Origin of the sequence: Streptomyces sp. NPDC014864 (assembly GCF_043081525.1) — a bacterium.
GTDB lineage: Bacteria > Actinomycetota > Actinomycetes > Streptomycetales > Streptomycetaceae > Streptomyces.
The window spans coordinates 101714-123109 of sequence record NZ_JBIBWT010000018.1 but is presented as its reverse complement, the minus strand read 5'-3'; the positions used below and the strand labels follow the sequence as shown (position 1 = coordinate 123109).

20 protein-coding genes and 7 pseudogenes are annotated in these 21396 nt (G+C 68.5%); 11 read left to right on the top strand and 16 right to left on the bottom strand.

All coding sequences use genetic code 11. From position 1 onward, the window contains the following. Window positions 1-66: 66 nt before the first annotated feature. Together ACF1A5_RS27855 and ACF1A5_RS27850 are read right to left on the bottom strand one after the other, a co-directional pair. Window positions 67-441, bottom strand: a complete 375-nt coding sequence (locus tag ACF1A5_RS27855; RefSeq protein ID WP_392195619.1) for a PIN domain-containing protein — start codon at window positions 439-441, stop codon at window positions 67-69. Beyond that, window positions 438-692, bottom strand: a complete 255-nt coding sequence (locus tag ACF1A5_RS27850) for a hypothetical protein (protein ID WP_392195618.1) — start codon at window positions 690-692, stop codon at window positions 438-440. Before ACF1A5_RS27850 ends, ACF1A5_RS27855 begins: the two co-directional genes overlap by 4 nt. Before the next feature lie 344 nt (window positions 693-1036). On the opposite strand from ACF1A5_RS27850, the gene ACF1A5_RS27845 reads away from it, so the two are divergent. From ACF1A5_RS27845 to ACF1A5_RS27830, 4 genes are all read left to right on the top strand, one after another. Beyond that, window positions 1037-1348 carry a hypothetical protein gene (locus ACF1A5_RS27845; RefSeq protein WP_392195617.1) on the top strand — a complete coding sequence of 104 codons (312 nt, stop codon included), beginning with the start codon at window positions 1037-1039 and terminating at the stop codon, window positions 1346-1348. Between the two features lie 4 nt (window positions 1349-1352). Next, window positions 1353-1508: a hypothetical protein gene (locus ACF1A5_RS27840; RefSeq protein WP_392195616.1), complete on the top strand. Its 156-nt coding sequence runs from the start codon at window positions 1353-1355 to the stop codon at window positions 1506-1508. 216 nt (window positions 1509-1724) lie between these two features. Continuing rightward, a complete protein-coding gene (locus tag ACF1A5_RS27835; protein ID WP_392195615.1) occupies window positions 1725-2150 on the top strand; it encodes an alpha-lytic protease prodomain-containing protein in 426 nt (141 codons plus the stop codon). A gap of 81 nt (window positions 2151-2231) precedes the next feature. Continuing rightward, window positions 2232-2480, top strand: coding sequence for a hypothetical protein (locus tag ACF1A5_RS27830; protein WP_392195614.1), 249 nt, complete (start codon window positions 2232-2234; stop codon window positions 2478-2480). On the opposite strand, the gene ACF1A5_RS27825 is transcribed toward ACF1A5_RS27830, so the two are convergent. Beyond that, window positions 2477-3346, bottom strand: coding sequence for an IS5 family transposase (locus tag ACF1A5_RS27825; RefSeq protein WP_392195613.1), 870 nt, complete (start codon window positions 3344-3346; stop codon window positions 2477-2479). The genes ACF1A5_RS27830 and ACF1A5_RS27825 overlap by 4 nt on opposite strands. A gap of 816 nt (window positions 3347-4162) precedes the next feature. Then, window positions 4163-4416 (bottom strand): annotated as a pseudogene (locus tag ACF1A5_RS27820) (IS630 family transposase); the annotation flags it as partial. Between the two features lie 216 nt (window positions 4417-4632). Here ACF1A5_RS27820 and ACF1A5_RS27815 point away from each other — a divergent pair. Then, window positions 4633-5187 carry a 2'-5' RNA ligase family protein gene (locus ACF1A5_RS27815; protein ID WP_392195612.1) on the top strand — a complete coding sequence of 185 codons (555 nt, stop codon included), beginning with the start codon at window positions 4633-4635 and terminating at the stop codon, window positions 5185-5187. 39 nt (window positions 5188-5226) lie between these two features. Here the strand turns inward: ACF1A5_RS27815 and istB are convergent, their stop codons facing one another. The 3 genes and pseudogenes from istB to ACF1A5_RS27800 form a co-directional block, all read right to left on the bottom strand. Then, window positions 5227-6021: an IS21-like element helper ATPase IstB gene (gene istB, locus ACF1A5_RS27810; RefSeq protein WP_392195611.1), complete on the bottom strand. Its 795-nt coding sequence runs from the start codon at window positions 6019-6021 to the stop codon at window positions 5227-5229. Between the two features lie 130 nt (window positions 6022-6151). After that, window positions 6152-7171 carry a transposase gene (locus ACF1A5_RS27805; protein ID WP_392195610.1) on the bottom strand — a complete coding sequence of 340 codons (1020 nt, stop codon included), beginning with the start codon at window positions 7169-7171 and terminating at the stop codon, window positions 6152-6154. Window positions 7172-7379: 208 nt separating this feature from the next. Then, a pseudogene (locus tag ACF1A5_RS27800) lies at window positions 7380-7661 on the bottom strand (IS630 family transposase); the annotation flags it as partial. A 69-nt stretch (window positions 7662-7730) separates the two neighbouring features. Between ACF1A5_RS27800 and ACF1A5_RS27795 the strand changes: the two are divergent. After that, entirely contained in the window at window positions 7731-7994 is a 264-nt protein-coding gene (locus ACF1A5_RS27795; protein WP_392195650.1) for a transposase family protein, read from the top strand. A gap of 172 nt (window positions 7995-8166) precedes the next feature. Here ACF1A5_RS27795 and ACF1A5_RS27790 read toward each other — a convergent pair. The 5 genes and pseudogenes from ACF1A5_RS27790 to ACF1A5_RS27770 all read right to left on the bottom strand — a co-directional run. Further along, window positions 8167-8502, bottom strand: a pseudogene (locus tag ACF1A5_RS27790) (radical SAM protein); the annotation flags it as partial. Between the two features lie 849 nt (window positions 8503-9351). Then, window positions 9352-9639, bottom strand: coding sequence for a hypothetical protein (locus ACF1A5_RS27785; RefSeq protein WP_392195609.1), 288 nt, complete (start codon window positions 9637-9639; stop codon window positions 9352-9354). 160 nt (window positions 9640-9799) lie between these two features. Continuing rightward, window positions 9800-9877, bottom strand: a pseudogene (locus tag ACF1A5_RS27780) (hypothetical protein); the annotation flags it as partial. A gap of 112 nt (window positions 9878-9989) precedes the next feature. Beyond that, window positions 9990-10475 carry an ATP-binding protein gene (locus ACF1A5_RS27775; RefSeq protein WP_392195608.1) on the bottom strand — a complete coding sequence of 162 codons (486 nt, stop codon included), beginning with the start codon at window positions 10473-10475 and terminating at the stop codon, window positions 9990-9992. 208 nt (window positions 10476-10683) lie between these two features. Further along, window positions 10684-11532, bottom strand: a complete 849-nt coding sequence (locus ACF1A5_RS27770) for a class I SAM-dependent methyltransferase (RefSeq protein WP_392195607.1) — start codon at window positions 11530-11532, stop codon at window positions 10684-10686. Between the two features lie 662 nt (window positions 11533-12194). On the opposite strand from ACF1A5_RS27770, the gene ACF1A5_RS27765 reads away from it, so the two are divergent. From ACF1A5_RS27765 to ACF1A5_RS27750, 4 genes and pseudogenes are all read left to right on the top strand, one after another. Continuing rightward, window positions 12195-12740, top strand: a complete 546-nt coding sequence (locus ACF1A5_RS27765) for a hypothetical protein (protein ID WP_392195606.1) — start codon at window positions 12195-12197, stop codon at window positions 12738-12740. Between the two features lie 838 nt (window positions 12741-13578). Continuing rightward, a complete protein-coding gene (locus tag ACF1A5_RS27760) occupies window positions 13579-14607 on the top strand; it encodes a phosphotransferase family protein (RefSeq protein WP_392195605.1) in 1029 nt (342 codons plus the stop codon). Between the two features lie 91 nt (window positions 14608-14698). Continuing rightward, window positions 14699-15252 (top strand): annotated as a pseudogene (locus ACF1A5_RS27755) (hypothetical protein). Further along, window positions 15249-15785: an alpha/beta fold hydrolase gene (locus ACF1A5_RS27750; RefSeq protein ID WP_392195604.1), complete on the top strand. Its 537-nt coding sequence runs from the start codon at window positions 15249-15251 to the stop codon at window positions 15783-15785. Before ACF1A5_RS27755 ends, ACF1A5_RS27750 begins: the two are co-directional and overlap by 4 nt. Before the next feature lie 101 nt (window positions 15786-15886). On the opposite strand, the gene ACF1A5_RS27745 is transcribed toward ACF1A5_RS27750, so the two are convergent. Together ACF1A5_RS27745 and ACF1A5_RS27740 are read right to left on the bottom strand one after the other, a co-directional pair. Next, complete coding sequence (locus tag ACF1A5_RS27745) at window positions 15887-16810, bottom strand: oxidoreductase (protein WP_392195603.1); 924 nt, start codon at window positions 16808-16810, stop codon at window positions 15887-15889. Window positions 16811-17248: 438 nt separating this feature from the next. Beyond that, complete coding sequence (locus ACF1A5_RS27740) at window positions 17249-18361, bottom strand: FAD-dependent monooxygenase (protein WP_392195602.1); 1113 nt, start codon at window positions 18359-18361, stop codon at window positions 17249-17251. Between the two features lie 75 nt (window positions 18362-18436). Between ACF1A5_RS27740 and ACF1A5_RS27735 the strand changes: the two genes are divergently transcribed. Next, the gene (locus tag ACF1A5_RS27735; RefSeq protein WP_392195601.1) at window positions 18437-19045 is read left to right on the top strand and encodes a TetR family transcriptional regulator; all 609 of its coding nucleotides are present in this window, start codon (window positions 18437-18439) and stop codon (window positions 19043-19045) included. Between the two features lie 203 nt (window positions 19046-19248). On the opposite strand, the pseudogene ACF1A5_RS27730 reads toward ACF1A5_RS27735, so the two are convergent. Together ACF1A5_RS27730 and ACF1A5_RS27725 are read right to left on the bottom strand one after the other, a co-directional pair. Next, window positions 19249-20879: pseudogene (locus ACF1A5_RS27730) on the bottom strand (ISAzo13 family transposase). 52 nt (window positions 20880-20931) lie between these two features. Next, window positions 20932-21248: pseudogene (locus ACF1A5_RS27725) on the bottom strand (transposase); the annotation flags it as partial. Window positions 21249-21396: the final 148 nt, after the last annotated feature.

Here is a 21396-nt window from a genome sequence, read left to right as displayed (position 1 = left end):
GGGCCGAGGGGGCCCGCTGTTCTTCGGGGCGTGGAGGGTCCGAGGGCCGATGGATATCAGTGCCGCTCAGGTGGGGTTGAGCGGAGTAATACCCGTGCCGGTGTAAAGCTCCGGTTCAGTGGAGAGGACGGTGAGCGGCTCACCGGATTTGGCGGCCTGCCACGCGATGGCGGCCGGATGCACTGCGGGCCACTGGGCACTGGGCCAGGCCATGGCATCGCGCGCGTGATCGGTGGTGAAGGGGATGCTCTCCGCGAAGCGGAGTGCCGCGGCGTGCATGCCGGCTCCTGGAGTCCGGCGCTCGGCGGCCAGGACGGACAGGGAGGGGATCAGGAGCCGCCCGGTGCCACGTGAGGCCTCGATGTACAAGCCGGTGAAGAAGGCATCCGCCTCATAGAGGGCGGACAGAGCTGTGTGGTCCAGGATGGCAGTCAGGTTCATGCAGCCGCGCCGCCCTGATGGGCGCGGATCTTCTCCCAGGCGTCCTTCCCCGCCTGCTGGACGTGCGCGGTGTATTCGACGCCGAGCTCACGGGCAGCCTCGATGGCACGCTGTTCACGCTCAGCGTCCGTAAGCTCCCGGGCGGCCAGGTCCTCCACGAGTTCAGTGATGGTCATGCCGCGCTCGGCTGCGAGGGTCCGTAGCCGGTCACGCACCGCCTCGGTGGTCTTGATGCTCGTCGGCTTGCTCATGCCGTCGATTCTACCGCCGGTAGAATCGGGTAGCCACACCTTCCTCCAGCGATCAGCGGAACGCTGCTCCACGCACGTACCGGGTCATCCAGTCGTCCAGGACGTCGGGCACCGATGATGGTCTCGCGCTCCTTGCCCGCGCTGAAGTCGGGAAGCAGGCCGAGCGGGGGCGTGAGGGCGGGCGAGCATGAAACTGACGTACCCGCCCAGCACCGGCCCGGACGCCGTGCCGTCCTTGTGGTCCGTCAGGCGGACCAGCTCCGATGCGTTGAGCCAGCCGCCGATGGTGGTCAGGACCTGCCCGCTAGGGCGGTTCTGCTTGGGCCAGGCCGCGGGCACCGTGCATGCGCAGCACGAGCGAGGGGACCGTGCTCGAGCTGATCGTCTCCCGCATGATCGCGCCGCGGATGTCCGTCGGCCAAGCGGCTGTGCGACGCCTACGCGGCGACGAGGGCCGATCTTGGCGTCACCACGAAATGGGCGGCCAGGAGTTCCTGGACGCGATGGCCCACTCCAAGGAGGTCGGCCCGGCCCTGGCGCTGAAGGCGATCAAGGCCACTGCGAAGGGCGGGACCGGCAAGCCGAGGCAGCGCAACCGGGGCCGGGTGCCGTACTACGAGCCGTGGCCGGCCCTGGGCGCAAGACGGGTTCGCTGACCGCATGATCACTGCCCGGGAGCAGGGCGCTACCGAGCAGCAGCTCCAGCAGATCGCGGCCGAGGCCCTCGCTCAGATGCACTTCCGCGCCAATAACACCCGCGCGTACGGCCTGCTCGGAAAGTTCACCGACACCGAGCAGATCGAGATCGAGCTGTAGCGTCCGCAGAACGTATTGGCCCTGCCATCCGGATGGCGGGGCCAATACGTTCTGCCGCGGGGTTTTTCCGGCCACAGCTCGTGGATTCAGGCCAACATGCCACCAAAACAGAATTATCATGTCCAATTCATTCGACGGCTGCCTGCCGTCGCGGGTCTCGCCCAAGCGCGTCGATCAACGGAAATGCAGTCCAACTCCGAAAACTGAGGAGTACACGTGCGAAGACGTCATTACGCATCTCGGGGGATAGTCGCGGCGGCGCTCGGCGGGGTTCTCACGCTGACCGCCCTGACCGCCGCCCAAGCAGCCCCGGAACCACTCACCGATCCTGCCAAGGCAGTGGCGACCGCCGATCAACTGGGCAACCAGCGCACAGCCGGCGTCTACTACCGGAACGAACGACTCGTTGTGGCCGTTACCGATCAGGCAGCGGCAGAATCCGTGCGAAGTGCTGGGGCGGTAGCGGAGGTCGTCCCGCACAGCACGGCCGAGCTCAGCTCCGCCAAGGCGAAACTGGATCAACTGACAGCAATACCCAACACTGCCTGGAGTATCGACCAGCGCAGCAACCGGGTGGAAGTGAAGCTCTACGACGGGGTTTCCGACGCCGACCGGTCTCGAATTAAGAGGCCGCACGGATAGGCGGCCGTTGGGGCGGCGTTGAGGGCGTGTGCTCCAGATAGGCCCAGAAGATCACCGGTTACAGACCGTTATGAGGGAGCCATGGCCGTCACCTACTTGATGCTCGCGCGGCTACCTGAAGGGGGCTTGGACGCCTTCGACGCCTATGAAGGCGCTGTCCTGCCTCTCCTCGCCGAGTATGGAGGGATTCTTGAGCGCCGACTGCGCACTCTGGACGATCAGGTCGAGGCCCACCTCATAACCTTTGCCACCAGCGAGGATCTCGCTGCCTACCGGGCGGATCCCCGGCGTTGTGCCGCTGCACCACTGCTGGAGTCGTCCGGGGCTTAGAGGTGGCACGGATACGGGTGCGGTGATGGCCGGCGGTTTGGGCGTTCGTCCCAGCGGTGAGTGGTCCATGCCTGCCGGATCAGGCTACGTACGGTGATGACCGTGTCGGCGAGGTCGAAGAAGGCGTCGATGACGGCGGTGCGCCGCTCGTAGCAGCGGGCGAGCCGGTAGAAGGCGTTCTGCCAGGCGTGGGTGCGTTCGACATGCCAACGCTGACTGGCCTGGATGGGTGCCTTCTCCCCCTTGTGCGCGATGCGCCCGCGCAGGCAGCGTTCGCTGAGCTGCGCGCGGGTCTTGTCCGAGTCGTAGCCGGCGTCCAGGTGCACGGTGATGTCGTCGGGCAACGGCCCCAGGTCGTCCAGACGGTCCAGGGTAGGGGCGAGCAATGGGGAGTCGTGGCGGTTGGCACCGGCCAGGACACGACCCAGCGGAATGCCGTACCCGTCCGTCATGCCCGAACGTTTGAGGCCCTGTTTGCCGCGGTCGACCGGTGAGCGGCCGGCGACCTCACCGCCTCCGGGCGCCTTGGTGATGGAGCCGTCCACGGCGATCTGATCGAGGACGAGGCCGACGATCCGGTCGTAGGAGTCCAGCGCGATCTGCTTGAGCCGGGCGAACACGCCGAGTCGGATCCACTCGTCGCGGCGGCAGCGGATCGTGGTGGCCGAGCAGTTCGTGTCGGCGATCGCCTCGTAAGAACAGCCGAAGCGCAGCAGTTGCAGCATCTTGTCGAAGACGATCCGGTCACTGATCCGCCGACGGTGACAGCCGAGCGGATGGTCCGGGTGGAACTCCGGCCGCTCGGGCAGCAGGCCCACGAATTGGTCCCAGAGCGGTTCGGTGAGCCATGGTGGAAGCGCGGGCACAGGCCTCCTCAGTGATCACAGAGCTTCGCAACTCCATGATCACCGGGACCTGTGCCCGTTCTGCTGCCGGGGTCCCCAACTGCACCTATCCGCGTAACCTCTAAGAAGGCCGTCTCCGGATACGGTGACGCAGTCGGCATAACCGAACAATCTGGCAAGATCGAATCGACCGCCTACACCATGCGCGGCGGCGTGGGCATCACATCGGAATACACCTCGGGCGGGACGAACTGGGTCGCCACCTGTACCGCCGGGTTCAACGTGCAGAACGCCAGCGGCAAGAAGTACATGCTCACCGCCGGCCACTGTATGAACGGCGGCGCTGTCACCTGGCACCGCAGAAGCGGGGACATACCCCTCGGAAGGGTCACCGACTGGGTCTACGGGAACGACACGAACCAGTCCGACTACGGGGTGGTGGAGTACACCAACAGCAACGTCACGCCCTACGGGACGATCCAGTACAAGGACGGCTCGGAAGGCCGCCCGCCCTGCCACCGCGTCACCCTGGGCGCTGGTGTGCTCGATGTGATCGGGCAGCACCGTCTCGTCCTTCGTGTCGGCCCAGCGTTGGTCCTTGTCGTAGGGCAGGAACGCGCCGGTGCTGGCGACGCGCAGCACGTCATCGAACAGGCCCGGGGCCAGGGCATCGGGGTGGACGGGGCCGATCGTCGGCACGTACGGCACCTGGATCACGGGGCGCAACCAGTCCCACAGCAAGCGCATGGGGCTGACGCTACTCGTCTTCCACGTACGGCTCGGACCCCGGCGCGAAACACGCCAGGGCCCCGAGCGGCTTCCACCGGATACGGCTGGTTACTGACTTTGTTGACGTGGTGTCGTCATGGTGAGGCCGGTTTCGGCGAGGCATCCGTTGATGAGGTTGCTGCGGTACTGGATCTGGCGGAGACCGTGTCGGAGTGTGCTGATGAGGTGGTCTGGGTCGGTGAAGGCGGTGTTGACCTGGCTGCTGCGTCGCAGCAGGGACCAGATGCCCTCGACAGGTCGGGTGCGTAGGCCGGCAGGAAGTAGCAGGTGATCCAGTCGTGGGTGTCGATGAACTCCCGTAGTCGACGGTCTGGCTTCGTTCACTGCAATCGACAGCGTTTGTTCATCGGTTCCGGCGGCGCTTGGTGATCGTTGGCTGTCTGGATGTTCACGGGAAATGACGGCAGTCGTGTTCCGGCGGCGTCGACTCCCGGCTTGTTTCGTGCCTCGGATCGCTCGTGATCACGGGCGCATAATGAGTGCGGTCGTCGGCTTCCGAGGTGGCAGCATGCGGTGTCATGGCAGATGACAGCACCAGTAGGTTTGAGGTAGGCCGGACAGGACTCATCGTCAGGATCCCGGACGCTGAGCCGGCCGTCCGCGCATGGCGGGAACGGTTCGATCCATCAGCCCAAGCAGGAGTACCAGCACATGTCACGGTGCTGTTCCCGTTCCTCGACGAGAACCGAATAGATGCGCATGTCTACTCGGCTCTCACTGATGTGCTCGGCAGTCATCATGCCTTTGACCTGCGGTTTGAGAGCTGTGGACGGTTTCCGGGAGTGCTGTATCTCGCTCCCGAGCCAGACTCGCAGTTGCGGCGGCTCACCGAGGTGATCGCTGACCGGTGGCCCGAAGCCCCTCCCTATGGGGGCCAGTTCACCGAGATCGTGCCCCACCTGACCGTCGCTGACGGTCAGGACGATGCAGTTCTGGATGAGATTGAGGCCGAACTGCTCAGCAAACTCCCCTTCACGTCCCGAGTCTCGTCAGTTGACCTCATGGTGCATGACGGTGCGAAGTGGCAAGAGCGGGCTTCGTTCGCGCTCCTTGCGGGCTGTGAGCTTGGCTGACCCGCCGCAACGGGCAGCGGACCAGCATGAAGACGTCAGTCAGCCGGCTTCGACCTGCTCGGCGCGGGCTCGTGTGCTGGCCAGCCGGTAGGAGTCGGTGCCGGTCTCGATGATGGTGCCGTTGAAGGCGAGGCGGTCGACGATGGCCGCGCAGAGTCGGGGATCGGTGAACGTCGTCGTCCAGCCGCCGAACGACTCGTTGGAGGCAATGGCGACGCTGTTCTTCTCCTCGCGCTCGGTCAGGACCTGGAACAGGAGTTCGGTGCCGTGCCGGTCCAGTTCCATGTAGCCGAGCTCGTCGATGCACAAGAGGTCGACGCGGCCGTAGCGGGCGATGGTCTTGTTCAGCTGCTTTTCGTCGGCGGCCTCAACCAGTTCGTTCACCAGCTTCGTGGCGAGTGTGTAGCGGACGCGGTAGCCCTTCATGGCGGCCTCGGTGCCCAGGGCAATGAGCATGTGGGACTTGCCGGTGCCGGAGTCGCCGATCAGGCCGAGGGGCTGCCCCTTCTTGATCCATTCGCAGCTGGCGAGGGTGTTGATCGTGGCCGCGTCGATGTTGGGGTTGGCGTCGAAGTCGAAGGTCCGCAGCGACTTCTCCCTCGGGAACCCGGCTGCCTTGATCCGCCGTTCCGAGCGCCGGCGGGCCCGGTCGTCGCACTCCGCCATCAGCAGCTCGGCGAGGAAGCCGCGGTAGGTCATCTGGTCCTTGGCGGCCCGGTCGGCGATGTCGGCGAACTCGTTGCGGATCGACGGCAGCCGCAGCAGACGGCAGGCGGTGTCGATGGCGGTGGTGGCGGCCTGCTCGGTCAATCCTCGCTGGCGGGGCAGGGTCACTGTGCTTCCCCCTCTCGGTGGTCACCGCCGCTGGCGCGACGACGTCGGAGCAACTGCTCGTACGGCGTCCCCGAGGGCAGCGGTCTGGTCTCCGGCGGCAGGTGGTTCAGCTTCCACTCGTGCAGGAACGTCACGGTCGCCGACGGCTCTCCGGTGACTGTGCAGACGAGGCGGCTGGAACGGGTTCGTCCTCGGTCTGGGCGGCCTTGCGGGCCTCCAGGGCGACCGCATCCGCGATCAGTGCCCCGGCCCGCAGCGCGGGCGCCAGAGCGGCGACCAGGTGCTCGTGCGGGATGTGCCGAGCCATCAGGAGCACCTCGATCAAGGCCCGGGTGCCCTCGGTGTCGCCGTGTGCCTTGACCGCTGCGGCCCACCAGGCGTCGTGGACCGGGGTGAACTTGCCGGCGGACCGGGCCTGCTCGAGCGCGGTCGCGCCGGGGAAAGCGCCTGGCTTGCGGATCAGGGCTTCGAGGTAGTGGTCCAGTTCCAGGCGGCAGCTGCCCTTGGCGATCAGCCGCTCATGGCGGGCCACTTCCACGTTCCTGTCGTAAACCACCAGGTGAGAGGCATGCAGGATCACCCTGACCCGCCTGCCGATCAGCCGGACGGGCACCGAGTAGCGGTTGGTGCGGACTGCGACCTGGCTGTAGCGGTCGACCCGCGGTGTGAACACCCGCCCGGTCTCGAACGACTCCTTCGCCAGCCACAGCACGCGCATGTCGGCCGCTGGGCCCTCACCGGTCTTGGGTGTGACGTCAGCGCGTCCGGACAGCACTGCGCGGGCGGCGGCCTCCGCATCCACGGCGTCGGTCTTGCCGCGCTTGCGGCGGATGGCGCGGTCCGGCTGATTGCCCTCGACGACCTGCACGTTCTCCCGGCTGAGGAAGCGTGCCAGAGCCGCTCCGTAGGATCCGGTGCATTCCACGCCCGCTCGGTGCAGGGCGCCGAAAGAGCATGCCCAGGCCAGGAGTTGCCGGTATCCGACGGCCGTGGCCAGGAACTCTTGGTGGGCCAGGAGCGCCCCGAGCACGGTAATCACGGCAGCGACATGCACGTCCTTGTGGGTGTCCACCCCCAGGATCACGTCTTCGGCCGGCGGTTCTTCCGGCTGTGCAGGCAGAGTCGACTGGAGCATGCTGGTGATGGTCACGCGGCTCCTCAATCGGCACGGGGCTGTGGCCGACGTCGGGCCGGTGGGCGGTCAGGGAACTGTGACGGTGCCTTGTGCGGCAAGGCCCCTATCGAGACACGCTCGCCGGTCCGGCGGCAGCAAGCACCACCCGGGCCACAGGCCGACAGATCCTCAACAAGGCAGCCTGGCCAGTTGTCCCACGGGTCAGACCCCTGGCCCCGGACGGCGCCCCATGAGTCTCACAGTTGTCCCACACGAGCACGATGGGTGCGCCGAGCTGCTGGTGCGCGGCGATGAGCAGGTCGCGGTAATCGGTCCAGGTGAAACTGCTTCTGCCGCCGCGTTTGTGATCGACGTGCCGCTTGGGCCGGTAGATCAGCCGTAAGCGTTCACCCTGCTTGTAGCAGGCCAGAGCGGCAACGGAGAAGCGGCGCTGAGAGCGTCCCCGTACCCGGATGACGGGTGTGTGTCCGCGCTTGGCCCAGGTCCGTGCGGCGGGCGGCGTCATCGAGAGACTCAGTCAAGATTTCCGTGACGGGGTGACTGACCCTCACTTCGGTAGCATGGTCCGCAGTGTGTGACGACTTGCTGGACATCGTGTTTCCGCACCTGGAGAAGGTGCTGGTGGAGCAAGTGCGCGTGGAAGACGGCGTGGTGCGGGTCCAAGCCCGCACCCGCGGCGGTTCTCCCCGACTGCGGTGTTTCCTCGGTCCGGGTCCACAGTTGGTATCGACGGTGTCTGGCGGATGCCGCCGTGGGCGGGCGTCCAGTGGCCATCGACCTGTCGGTGCGGCGGTTGTTCTGCGATGTCGCCAGTTGTGCGCGTCGCAACCTTCGTTGAGCAGGTCGAGGGACTCACCATCCGGTACGGACGCCGCACTGTCGTGCTGGCTACCCTGATCCAGGCCATTGCCCTGGCGCTGGCCGGCCGTGCCGGTGCGCGGCTCGCCGCCATACTGCACATCGTCGTCAGCCGGACGACGCTGCTGAATGTGACACTCCTCGAAGAGGCGGAGCAGGTTCTCGCGCCACAGCAGTGAGCCGTTGGTGGAGATCGTGAGCATCATGCCGAGCTCGAACGCGTGGCGGTACGAGCGCATGAAGTCCTTGTCGATGGTCGGCTCGCCACCGGTGATCTGGAGCCACAGCACCGCGGCGCCTGCCATGGTCTCCAGGCAGCGCAGCTTGTCCGCCCGCGGCATGCCGCTGTTCACCTTCAGGCCGAGGTAGCAGTGCTTACAGGCGTAGTTGCATCCAAGGTTGACCTCCCAGCTCGCCTTCAAGTAGCCCCAGCGGGACGGTTGCCGGACGAGCAGGAAGTCACCCGCCGGCCGCCCGGCCACGTCCATGCCCCACCGGCCACGGACGGCGTCGGCCAGCCACGTGGGCGCGGGCTGCGCGGGATCGCGGGTGCGCAGCTCCTCGTAGTGCGCTTCGGGCAGGAGAAAGCCATCTCTGTGGCCGGGCCGAAGCAGCAAGTGCTGTTCCAGGAACGGGCTTGCGATCAGGTCGTGCACGATGCCTCTCCAATTCTTCGTCTTGACCCTGCAGCGGGAAGGGGGAGGGGCCTGCGGGGAGGCGGGCATGTGCTCGTCCCCGCGCTGTCCTTCGCCGCTTGCAGGGATCACCGGGCGGCGAGGGGGGCTGGGCCCGGCGCTGGGTGTGCTGCCGTAGGGATACGGAGGACACGGAGACAGGGGCGGCGCCGGGTGCTTGCGCTGCCCGACGGCCACGGCCACGGGACCAGCCGGGCCGCCGGGCAGGAGCTACGCGGCTCTGCCGTCCAGCTCCTCCATCAGTTCGTCCATGTCGACGGTGCGGAAGCTGCTGAGCCAGCGTACGAGCTGCGAGGCAAGGAACGTCGGGAGGTTGGGTGCCCGTACGGCAGGGGCTCGTCGGGACGGGCGATGACCTGACGCCCTGGTCGCCGATGCCGTACACCACGCCGTGCACCCCGTACAGGGGCGCGCTCTGTGCGAGGAAGACGGTGGGCCGGCCGTCGAGGTGTGGGCACAGTCGTGCGGCGGCGCGCACGTGCCGGGCGCACACCGGCGGCTGGTTCGTCAGGACGGGGGCCTGCTCGGGGGTGATGGCTTCCGGCTCGGCGAGGAAGATCCACCCGAGGGGCGTGCGCGCACGCCGGGCGCAGATCTGGCAGTGCAGGGCCTGCATCGTCGACATCTGCCGCTGGGGGTGCATCATGCGCCACTGCGGCTTACCCGTCGGCACCCGGTCGGCGTCCACCGGGTTGAACGAGCAGCGCGCCCACAGCACTCCGCGCAGGTCCTGTCCCGGGGGTCCTCGTCCGCGTAGTAGAGCCGGTACCGGTCGGCGCCCACGCTGGCCAGCAGCAGGTTGTCGGGGGCGGCTTCCTCCCCTTCTCGCTGTACGACGTAGGGGATGACGGCCGGGTCGGCGGGGGTGTGCACGCTGTTCTTCCTCGGAGGTGTGGTGGGGCGTACCGGCGTCGCGGCCGCGGTGGTCATGCCGTCTCCTTCAAGCGCTTCGTGGCCACCAGCTGCTCGTGGAGCTCGTTGACGGCCCAGCCCATCCGGCGCAGGTGCCCGACGGCCTTCCAGTGGTCGCCGGGCAAGTCCTCGCAGCGCCGGGTGCGTGCCCGACGAGCCGGGCAGCCTCGCTGTCTCGCGCTCCGGCCTGGGTAGCGACGGCCATGTCCACCAGGCGCATCAGGTGGCCGCGGAGGCGCTGTGCGAGCTCGTCCACCTGTTCCTCGGCCGGCGCGGAGTCGTGCAGGACATCTCCGGTGTCGTCCAGTAGCGCGCCGCCGTCGAACGGCTGCCACCGGCGGATACTCGTGAGCACCGCCTGTAGAGCGTCACGCTGCAGCGGCGGCGTCCACGCCGGTACGGGGCGGCTCCAGAGCTGCACGGTGGCGGTCACCGAACCTCCTTGGCCAGGGCGAGAGTGCACCAGGCGCAGGTGCCGTCGTCCGTGAACCCCCGCCCAGCTCCCTCACGAGGAGGTCCACCAGGAACAGGCCGCGTCCGCTCTCCGCATCGGCGCCCGGGCGCTCCGGTTTCGGGATCGCCGACGGCGTCTCGTCGTGCACGGCCAGGTTCAAGAAGCCGTCCTGGACCGTCATGGTGAAGGTGACCCGTGTGCCGCTGCCGTGCTGGACGGCGTTGGTGACCAGCTCCGAGACGATGAGCGTGGTGTCGTGGACCAGTCTCTCCAGACCGCAGTACCGCAGCCGGGCCGTCCCCCGCCGGACCATCCCCACGTGGCTCGCGTCGCGTTCGGGGATGCCGTCTCCGGCCCGGTGCGGGCGGACCTCGAAGCACACGCTCAGATGGAGGAGCACGGTTACAGCTCCAACCACCTGGCTGAGGCGGTGAACAGGGCCCTCGAGCGACTCACCGGACGGCCTGGCGGGCTGGACGGCTCGTCGGTCCGAGACTGGAAAGCGGTCAGGGTCCGGTGGCCCAAATCCGCTACACGTAGGGCTCTTGAGGACGAAGACGTTCGAGCGAGGCGTGCGGCCGCCGGAGGCGGCCCACAGGTCAGGCGCCCTACCGGCGGAGCGCCGAGATCAGTCCGCCGGGCCGCTCCCCGCGCTGCGGCAGGCTGCTGATCGGGCGGCCGTAGGCGGCAGCGCGCTCGCGCAGGGTATGGCTGTCGGCCTCCCAGCCGTGCCCGGCCAGCCAGCCCACCGGGTCGTCGGGCATCTCCGAGACCCACATGGACGCCGCCGATCCCGGCGCGGCGTCCCCGCCGAAGCGCTCGATCACGCCGCGCGAGCCCAAAGTCAGCCCCATCCGACTGCCTGCCGCCGACTGCGCGCTGATCCGGGCCAGCAGTAGCTCCACCGCGTCCTCGGGCAGATAGATCAGTAGTCCTTCGGCGATCCACGCGGTCGGCACGGCCGGGTCGTGCCCTGCGGCGGCCAGCACGCCTGGCCAGTCCTCACGCAAGTCCACCGCGACTGTCATCCGCTCGCAGCGTGCGATGGCCCGCTCCTGGCGCAGCACCGAAGCCTTGAAGTCCAGTGGCGCAGCGGTGTCGACCTCGAACAGCCGAGTGCCCTCAGGCCAGTCTATCCGGAAGGCCCGGCTGTCCATGCCGGCGCCGAGCAGCACGACCTGCCGGACCCCGGACGAAGAGGCCTGCTGCAAAAGGTCGTCAAGGAACTTCGTCCTGATGACGATGGAGAACGACACGGCCCGCCGGCGGCGTTGCGCGGCTTCGTCATCGGGCAGCGGCGAGGAGGGCCACAGGCCGCCGGCGGTAGCGAAGGCCTGTGCCAGAGGATCACGGAACAGCGCGTTCTCCCGCTCGGTCTCCAGCGCCCGCACCCTGGCCACCCCCACCGCCGTGGCCCACACTCCCGACGGCTGCAACCGCTCCTGCCCATCAGTCACCGCGCCAGCCTAGATGATGGATTCCAAGGGGGCCTGTGAGGGGAGCCAGGTGCATGCGCGGCCAGCCAGTCATGCGCGCCGACCGCCTACGACCACAAAATGGGGTGGTGTCACCGGGCCCGGAGGCATCGACCGTCGTGTCCGCAGCGGTGATTCGTTCACCGATAGGGAATGGCGGTTGGTGGACCGGGGCGCCGGGCGCCACGTACGTGCTGCGAGCCGGTCTCGCCCGGCGCGAGATCGCCGCTCAGACCGTGGACACCCGCGGGACGAAGGCCTGGCGCCAGCTGCGAGAGGGGCCCAAGACCGGCGTCTGGCCGGTTCCAGGTCAGCGCCGCGATCGAGACGCGTCTGCGGGCCCGGCCACGAACCCGAACCACAGGGCTCCGGCCGCGCTGCGACCAGGTCTTCGCCTGCGGCGGCGTCATGGAGAATCCGGCTTCGTCCTCGAAGATGAGCCGGGCTCCGCGCCACCGCGGGCCTTCCGCGCAGGGCCACACCTCCTTGCCCACTGGGCCACCGCGTCGTCATCGCGCTCCATGGCGCGTCGGGCCGGCACCTGGCACGCCCCGACGTACGGCCGGCTCGATTGCCCACCTGGCAGTCGCACTCAGTAGCCTTGGTGCCGGCTCGGGGACCTGGCGCATGAAGGGGTTGTGATCGTGGCACGTACCTGGCTTTCCATCCGGGTGGAGTTGGTCTCCGGGCACGGTGCGGACCTGTGGCCTCGCCCCGGCCGGGTCTTCGCCGCCGCGCGCTCACACTCCTTCGCCCAGTTCGCCACGGCCATCGATCTCGCCTTCGGCCGCTGGGACCCGGCCCATCTGCACCTGTTCACGTTGTCCGACGGCGCCCGGGTCAGCCCTCTGGAGTGGTGGGACGACGAGGCCCCGGACGGCACCGTGGACGGCCATGCCACCAAGCTGAGTAGGCTGCAGGCCGGCGAGCAGTTCGCCTATGTCTTCGACATGGGCGACGACTGGGCCCACCTGTGCACGGTGGCGAAACAGCGCATCGACCCCCTCGACGAACTCGGCGAGGCACCTGACCGGCCGGTCCCCTACTGGGGCTGGGGCAGCCTTCCGGACCAATACGCGCGCCGCTGGGACGGGGACGACGGGGAGTCGCCGATGCCCAAGCGGCCAGCTCGCGGGCTCAGCGACCTGCCTCCGATCCTGCCCTTGTGGGGCGAGCACCGCCGAGGATGACCTCACGCTGCACACACGAAGTAACCACCAGCGGGGCATCGAACGGCCACGGCGGGGAGCTGAAGTGGCCGCCAGCGAAGAAATCAAACCGGCCACTGACAGTGAAGAAAGCCGCACACTGAACTGGGCCACCAGTGCCTGACCAACCCCTGTACGACGATGGAGAAGAAGCGACTCGACACCCCCTCACGAAGACCGGCCAGTGGCGTCGTAGGCCTCACCGCCAGGCAATACACGAACGGCCTCAGTGTCAGGAGTCCTTCCCCCTTCGGGCGGTCCCCGGTACAGGACCACGTATACGTCGACGAACTCCGCCTCCTCGAAAGCCATCCCCCCTGCTGGCTGCCCGCCTGCCGCAGTTGTGCGGCCCCTGCCGGCCACCACCGCCTGCTCACACGCCTCGCCACCGGCAGAACGCGCCGAACGGCGGGCAGGGAGCACCGGCTCAGAGGGACGGGAGGGCCCCGGACGCCTTGTCCGAGGCGGCGTCGCGGTAAGGAGCCACGCGACTCACTCAGCGAAGAGGGGCTCGGGGATCGGGAGTTCGATGCCAGGATGGCGCTGTAGCGGCGGGTGACGGTATCAGCGACGTAGTAGGTCATAGGCGTCGATGCGACGGCGCCTTGGACGGGCTTCGGGGGCACTGTAGAGCTGGCTGAGGGCGCGCAAGACGGTGGACAGGTGGGTGTCGAAACCGATCACGCGGGGTGGGCAGGTGCGGGGGCCCGCTTCGCACGCGGCGTACTGGCCGAACGCTCGCAAGCAACTGCAGCGTGGACGGCCGCCAGTTACCCGTGGCAGCTGCAGAGTTGTTCGCCCCTCGTGGAACGATGAGGCCATGTGGTCGCGACTGCCGTTCGGGGATGAGTTACGAGCCGAGCTGGGCTCACCCAGGCGCTCTCGGCGTCTGGGCAGCAGTCCGCGCTCACGTGTGTGGCGCGTGGAGCTGGCCGGGACACTGGCGGTGGTGAAGCAGATCATCGAAGGTCCTGACGCCCACGAGCGGTACGCCCGCGAGGTGGCCGCGCTGCAGCTCGCCGCCCGGGCTGAGGCGCCTGTGGTGCCCGCACTGCTGGGCACCGATCCCAGCGAGCGGGTGCTGGTCCTGGAGCATCTGGACCACCAGCGCCCATCCAGCGACTGGATCGTCGACTACGCGGCGGCCCTGGCCCGGCTGCATGCCACTGCCGGGCCGGAGGACGGCGGAGTACTCCCCCGCTGGCTGGGCCCCGACGAGGCCGACGTCGCATCCTTCCTCAGGCTGGCCAGGGCTCTTGAGGTCCCCGTCGCGCCTCGCGTGTCCGACGAGCTTCACGACCTCGTGCAACGGCTTGGCCAGGCGTCGGGGCATGCCCTTCTCCACGGGGACCCGTGTCCCGGCAATGACCTGCACACCATCAGCGGGATCAGGTTCATCGACTTCGAACAGGCATCGTTGGGCAGCGGACTGGTGGAGCTCGCCTACCTGCGCATCGGCTTCCCAACGTGCTGGTGTGTCACTGCGGCGCCCGCCCCGCTGCTGGACCGGGCAGAGACCGCCTACCGCACGGCCTGGCGCACCGCGACCGGCACGGAACTCCACGACGATCTCGCCGACGCGTGCGCCGCCTGGCTGCTGCGAGGCGACGCCCTGGTCGAGAGGGCCCACCGCGGAACCACTGACCACCTGGCCCGGATCCCGGTCCGGGACTGGAAGTGGGGCACCGCGACCGCCCGGCAACGCCTTGTCCACCGGCTGGGTGTCGTCGGCCAGATGACTGCCGGCCACGCCGACCTGAGCGGCCTGAGCCGGCTCAGCACGCACCTGCGTCAACGAATGCTCGCTCGCTGGCCCACACTCGCACCCCTCCCATCACAACGCCCATAAACACCGGCTGACATCCCGGGCCCGTGCGGAGGCCGGCTGATCGTGGGGCGACAGGGCCCGAACTCGGGCCGCGGGGATCGGCCTCGACGGGATGCCCACCGGACGGCCGCGCTGGCGGACGGCGTACCCCTCCCGCCAACGCGAATGCACCTCCCGCCGCTTCTACCCCGCCTGGGAGCAAGCCGCGGACGTCGCCGTCGCCATCCTGCGCACCGAAGCCGGCCGCACCCCCCACGACAAAGACCTCCACGACCTCGTCGGCGAACTCTCCACCCGCAGCGACGACTTCCGCACCCGCTGGGGCGCCACGACGTCCGCCACCGCGGCACCGGCACCGGCACCGGCACCGGCACCGGCACCAAACGCTTCCACCACCACGCCGTCGGCGACCTCACCCCCGCCTACGAAGGCCTGGACACGGCCGCCGAACCCGGTTTCACCCTCACCATCTGCACCGCCCAACCCGCACGCCATCCGAAGAAAACCTACGCCTGCTCGCCTCCTGGGCAGCCACACCCCCGCACCCGCACCAGCACCCCCATCCACCCCCACACCCACGCGCGCACCGCACTCCAGCGACTGACAATCCCCCACCGACCGCGCCCGCGCCCATCACACCGAACTGTCGTCGAACGAATGGTGTGACGACAGGCGACCCGCACGTGGACGGCGACGCCCTCGACACAGGCGCCGGGCCGCCGCCGGCCTTCACATACATGCTGATCGAGCCGTACCGCACCAGCCTGCTACGACTCGGGCTCGGCACCGACGCGGTAATCCGCAAGGTGTACGACACACAGTGCGGCCCCGCCGGCCCGCGCCGGGACGCCGCCGGCCTGGATCAGTGGCGACGCCCGCTGCGGGTGCCCGGCGCGAAGAGAGCCCTGTGGGACATGCTGGCCGCAGGTGTGCCGGGTCTGCCCGCCAACCGGGTGGCCCGGCTCGCCGGGGTGCGCCTGCCCAAGTCGGTGGTATTCGGCGCCCAGGACACCGTGCTCTCCCGGCAGACACCGCAGGAAACCGCCCGTCGCATCGGCGCACCACCCCCGACACTCATACCCGGCGCCCGACACCTGACAATGATCTCCAACCCCGAAGCGGTCGCAACGGCCGTGGACACACTCACAGCAACAGCGGTCGCGGCGCCTCGGCCACTCCACCCCTCCCCCCGCACATGACCGTGGTCCGATACCGCCCGGTACAGAGCCGACGATGTGATGCACACGCTGAAGGGGTATCAGAGGAAACCCACGGGTCTGCTGTCCCGATATCAGTGGTTTCACCCGTGCGTTCGCGGTGAAGTCGCGGGGCTGATCGGCTTGTCGAGGACGGCCAACTCCTCCTCGGTAAGGCGCAGGCCTCCGGCGGCGATGTTCTCTGCCAGGTGTACCGGGTTAGTGGTGCCGGGAATGGCCAGTACGTGCGGACCGCGGTGGAGGGTCCAGGCGAGCCGCACCTGGGCCGGCGTCGCATTGTGGGCGCGGGCGACGGACTGGACGCGGGCGTCCTGCTCCTGGCCTGCGGCTGCCTCGCGCCGCAGGCCGGAGACCGCGAAGAATGGGACGAAGGCGATGCCCTGCTCCCCGCACAGGTCCACCAGCCCACTATCGTCGGCGCGGCGCCAGTCCAGGCCGTAGGAGTTCTGCACGCAGACCACGGGCGCGATCGTCTGGGCCTCGGTCACGTGCTCGGGCAGGACACCCGAGAGACCGAGGTGCCGGATCAGGCCGGCCTCGCACAGTTCGGCGAGGGCGCCGAAGTGCTCGGCGACCGAGGCCGTGAGGGGGCCGTTGACGCGCAGGTTCACCACGTCGAGGTAGTCCCGGCCAAGCTGTCGCAAGTTCTCCTCGACCTGGCCACGCAATTGGTCGGGGCGGGCCCTGGTGATCCACTCGCCGGAGGGATCGCGTCCCGGGCCCACCTTGGTCACCACGACCACGTCGCCGTGCCAGGACGACAGGGCGCGGTTGATGAGCTCGTTCGCGGACCGCATTGGTGAGAAGTAGAAGGCGGCCGTGTCGATGTGGTTGACGCCCTGCTCGAACGCACTGTGCAGCAGGCCGACGGCGGCATCGCGGTCGATTGGCGTGCCGTCGGAGTTCCCCATCATGCCGTTACCCGTCAGCCGCATCGCGCCGTAGCCGATGCGATTCACCTCCAGGTCCCCGAGCTTCCAGGTCCCTGCTGTCGCCGCTGCGCTCACCGTGCTCCTTTTTTCGCCCGTCGGTGCGTCAGGTCCTGGAGTATGGAGCCGTCACGGTGTCTGCGACAGGTCGACGGGCTCGGCGAAACATCACATCCCTATCCGGAACCAACCACCGCCGCACACTCGTTGGACCTATCAAGAGAGCGCCGGTCAGGACGAAGTCTCAGACCTTGTACTGCTGTCCCGGCGAAACGACAGACGATGGCGGCTGCGTTCAGCGCGGCCGGACAAGGTGATCACCACCCCGCCGTTGACAGACCAGCTCGCCGAACTCGCCGAGCGTTGCGCGGTGTCCTAGCCCGAAGATGCATTAGGGGATCGATCGCAGAAGCCACCCAGCTCAGCAGGGCCCCGCGCGGTTGTCCTCCGTCGACTCATTTGCAACACGCGTCCGCCAACTGATCTGCCACATGCGCGCGGAGGCGGCAGAAGCGATCACCGTCCGGGCGGCAGCAGCTTGGCCAGCGCGTTGCGGGTAACGACGCCCGCCCGGCTCTTTGGGATCAGCATGGCCGCCGCTAGACCGGCGCCACGCCCTCGGGGATCGGTGTGGCGCCGGTGCTCGGCCTCGTAGCGCCGGAATGCGGCGACATGGTCGCCCTCGGTGAGGGCGGCGGCCAGCGTACGGGCGCCGGCGATGGCCATGCTCGAACCGTCGCCGAACAGCGAGACCAAGGCCGCCGCGTCGCCCAGCAACACCACCCGCCCGGCCGACCAAGACGGCAGCACCACTCTGCTGACCGCGTCGAAGTAGAGGTCGTCCGCCCGCTGGGCCCGGGCCAGCAACTCGGGCACCCGCCAGCCACGCTCCCCTGCATACGCCTGGGCAAGGATTCGCCGGTGCTGGGCAGAGTCGCGGTGGTCGAAGCCCGGGACAGCGGGATGCCGGAAGATGAACGCGACCCCCGCTTTGCCGCGGGCCGGATGCACCGCCACGAGCCGGCCCGGCGTGTTATAGAGCAGCACGTCGTGCGACTCCTCGGGCGGCTCACCGAGCGGTGTGGTGGCCACGTAGACGCCGAAATGACGCACGAAGTCGCCCTCCGGGCCGAAGGCGAGTCGGCGCACCGCAGAGTGCAGCCCGTCCGCCCCGACGACCAGATCGAACCGACGGGCCGGGCCACACTCAAAGGTGACGTCGACCCCGCCTGCGTCCTGGTCGAGCCGGGTAATGGTGTCGCCATAAACGAACTCGGCGTCGTCGCAGGCCGCCGCGTACAGAATCCGGGCGAGATCCGCGCGCGGCACCTCGACCTCCGGGGTGCCGGCCGCGCTGCGCTTGGCGGGCATCGACATCCGGCGGCTCAGTCGACCAGATGGGTGGACGAACCGCATGCCGGTCGCCTGTGTGGCCACCGCGCGCAGGGCGTCGACCACCCCCATCTGCTCGACCACCGGAAGAGCCGGGCCGCGCACGTCGACCGGGTTGCCGCTCGAACGCTGCCCGTTCGCCCGCTCGACGACGGTCGGCCGGGACCCCGCGCGGGCCAGCCAGTAGGCGAGGGTCGAGCCCGCAACGCCGGCTCCGGAGATGAGTACCGTCCGCATGACACTGAGCGTAAATGCACTGAATGCATAATTGCAATGGACGCCATCTAGCATTTCATGCGGTAAACTGTCTCCATGTCACTTCGCGACCGCAAGCGGGCCCGCACCCGGCAGGCGCTGGTCGACGCCGCTGTCGATTTGATCGAGCGGAAGGGCTATGAGGCGACCACAATCGCCGACATTGCGGCCGCCGCTGAGATCGGCACCCGCACCTTCTTCAGCTACTTCCCAAGCAAAGAGGATGTGCTGTTCCCGGAGACCGACCGCAGGGTGCGCGTCGCGGTCGACGCGATCGCCAACCGTTCGCCGGATGAGGAGCCCGCCGATGTCCTGCTGCGCGCGCTCCGTGAGGCCAACGACGAGAGCGAGGACATGACCGGCCCGCTCGCCGCCCTGAGAATCCGGCTGACCATGGAGGTGGCCGCGGTCCGGGGCCGTGCCCTACAACTGCAGTGGGAGAGCCAGCGCGAGATCGCCCGACACCTGACTGCGGCCTACCCCGACCGGCTCGACGCGGTGAGCGCCGCCGCCCTGGTCGGCGCCTTCGTCGGCGCGGCTACCGGCGCCCTGAGCACGCTGATGGAGGACCCGGAGCACCGAGCCAACCCAGCCGCGATCCGCGAGTCATTGCAGAAGGCCACCGACATAGCCCTGTGCCCATGGCGGCGGCAAATCAAGCCCTAACGGTAGGTCACTCCACCGGCGGTCTCGGCGCCACAGGCGGGATGCCCTGAGACGTACGGGGCAGGTGCCGTGCAGCCCAGGTTGTCCGCATCACTGTGGATGACAGAGGCCGCCGGCGATCAGACACCGACCTGGCAGTTCTCCGTCCGCCCGGGGGCTTGTTTCTGAATAACTGTCAGGGTTGATCTTCCGGATGGTCCTCGTCAGGCAAGCGAACTCGAAGCTGTTCGAGGGTCCGGGCGGGCGACCCAGGCAGCGGTGTAACGGCGATGCGATGCAGGTCCAGGAGCCGGTGCCCGTCTTGGAACTGGTTGGAGAGGTTGGTGCGGGTAACGCCCAGCAGCTGGGCCAGGAGAGTGCTGGTGACCGCCCTGCGTCGGCGTAAGAGCGCTGCCAGGAGGCGGTGGTAGTGGTCCAGGCTGCTGGTCTGCGGGTGGAGGTAACTGCGCGGACGGTGGAAGCGTCGCTGGAAGGCCGCTTCGGCCAGGGCGTCCCAGTACGGCTCGGAGACTGCCACCAGGCGTTCGAAGTCGGACCGTGGCATGCCGGTCAGGGCCGGATTGCTGAGCATCGTGGTCAGGTCGGGGTCGATCCGCCGGGCGGTCGCCGGCGTCTGTGGCGTTCGGGGCGGGACCGGCGCCAGGGTGTAGTTCCAGTCGCCGTGGAACGCGTCGGGCGTGATCGGCAGGGCCTGGAACTCGGCGGCGGTCACCGTAGTGCCCAGGCGGTAGCTGCCGGTGTCCAGCTCGGCGTCGATGGTCAGCCCGGTGCGTGTGGTCGTCGCGGCGATGGTTTCGATGACGACCTGGTAGCTGGTCAGTGGTCGGCCGCGCCAGTTCGCGGTGATGTGGCAGAACATTCGGTGTTCGATTTTGTTCCATTTCGACGTGCCCGGCGGAAAGTGGCAGACCGCGATCTCCAAGCCGCTCTCCAGGGCGAAGGCGGCCAGGTGTTTCTTCCAGGTCCAGCGGCGGGGATCGTTCGAGCCGCCGGCGTCGGCGTTGATCAGCAGCCGGGTTGCGTCCGGGTGGTGCACTTGTCCGCGGCGCTGCCACCAGCGGCGTATGGACTCCACCGCGAACTCGGCGGTGTCGTGGTCGGTCCCGACGTTGACCCAGCCGGTGTTGGTGGCGACGTCATAGATCCCATACGGGATGGCGACGGGCTGGTCGCTGGTGGTAAAGGTGTGGCAGTCGACTTTGATCGGGTCCTTACCCGGCCGCCAGGTGCGACCGGGTCGGTCTCGGTTGCCGAGCCACTCCTTGGCCTTGGTGTCGACGCTGATCACCGGCTGTCCGTCGTCGAGGAAGGCGGTGGCCGTGGCGTTCAGGTGGGCGAACTGGGCGTCGCGGTCCGGATGGCCGGCGCCCTCGGTGGTCTTGACGGTGCCCTGCAGGCTATAGCCCAGGCCGTGCAGCAGGCGCCCGACGGTTGCGGCACTGACCGGATGGCCCTGCGACGTCAGAGTCGAGGCCAGGGCCCGCAGCGACAAGGTGGTCCATCGCAACGGGGAGACGGGATCACCCCGGGTGTGCGGCTCGATCAGCGCCTCCAGAGCCGCCAGCAGGCCGGGGTCGGTGACGGTCAACGGCTTGCGGCCAGCTCCCGCAGCCCTCACCCTTCGCGTCGGCACCGGGTCCCCGGCCAACTCGGTGACGCCACGCGCGATCGTGGCGGAACTGGTCCCGGAGGCGGCAGCAACCAGAGTGATCCCGCCGTGGCTGATGGCCGCGGCCTCGCTAGCCAGGTAGAGCCGACGGAGGCGCTCGTCGAGATGCGGCAGGATCCGATCGAACTTGGCCCGTAAGGCGGAGACGGGTGGACGCACGGTCATGGTCCACCGTCCCACCAACTTCGCCTGAACAGGCACTAATTGAAATTCAAGCCCCGGCGGTGCCGGAGTACTGGCGCTGCACCCCCGCGGAGGTGGTGCCCTTCTTGACGAAGCCGGTGTCGTCGAGGATGAGGATCCGATCGGCCTCGCCGAGCGTGTCGGGACGTATGCCTGCAGGTCATCGCGGACGTCGTCGGCATCCCAGGTAGCCCTGTTCAGTAGCCGCTGCAGACCATCGGGGGTGCGGTGGCCGGCGTGTTCGGCCAGTTGCCAGCCGTTTTTGCGGCCGACCGGGCCGAGCAAGGCGCGGACGTAGTCGCGCATGCGGTGTCGCAGGTCGGCGCGGCCGAAACGGTGGCCGATGCGCAGGAAGAGGTCGTTGAGTTCACGGTCCCAGGTCGCGTCGGCAAGGTCGTCGATCACGCGGGGAGGCTGCCCTCATCGCAACTCGGACAGTGCTCGGTGCCACTCGTTGGAGGGGCGGTCCGGCAAGACCGCCCCCGACACACCACCAGCC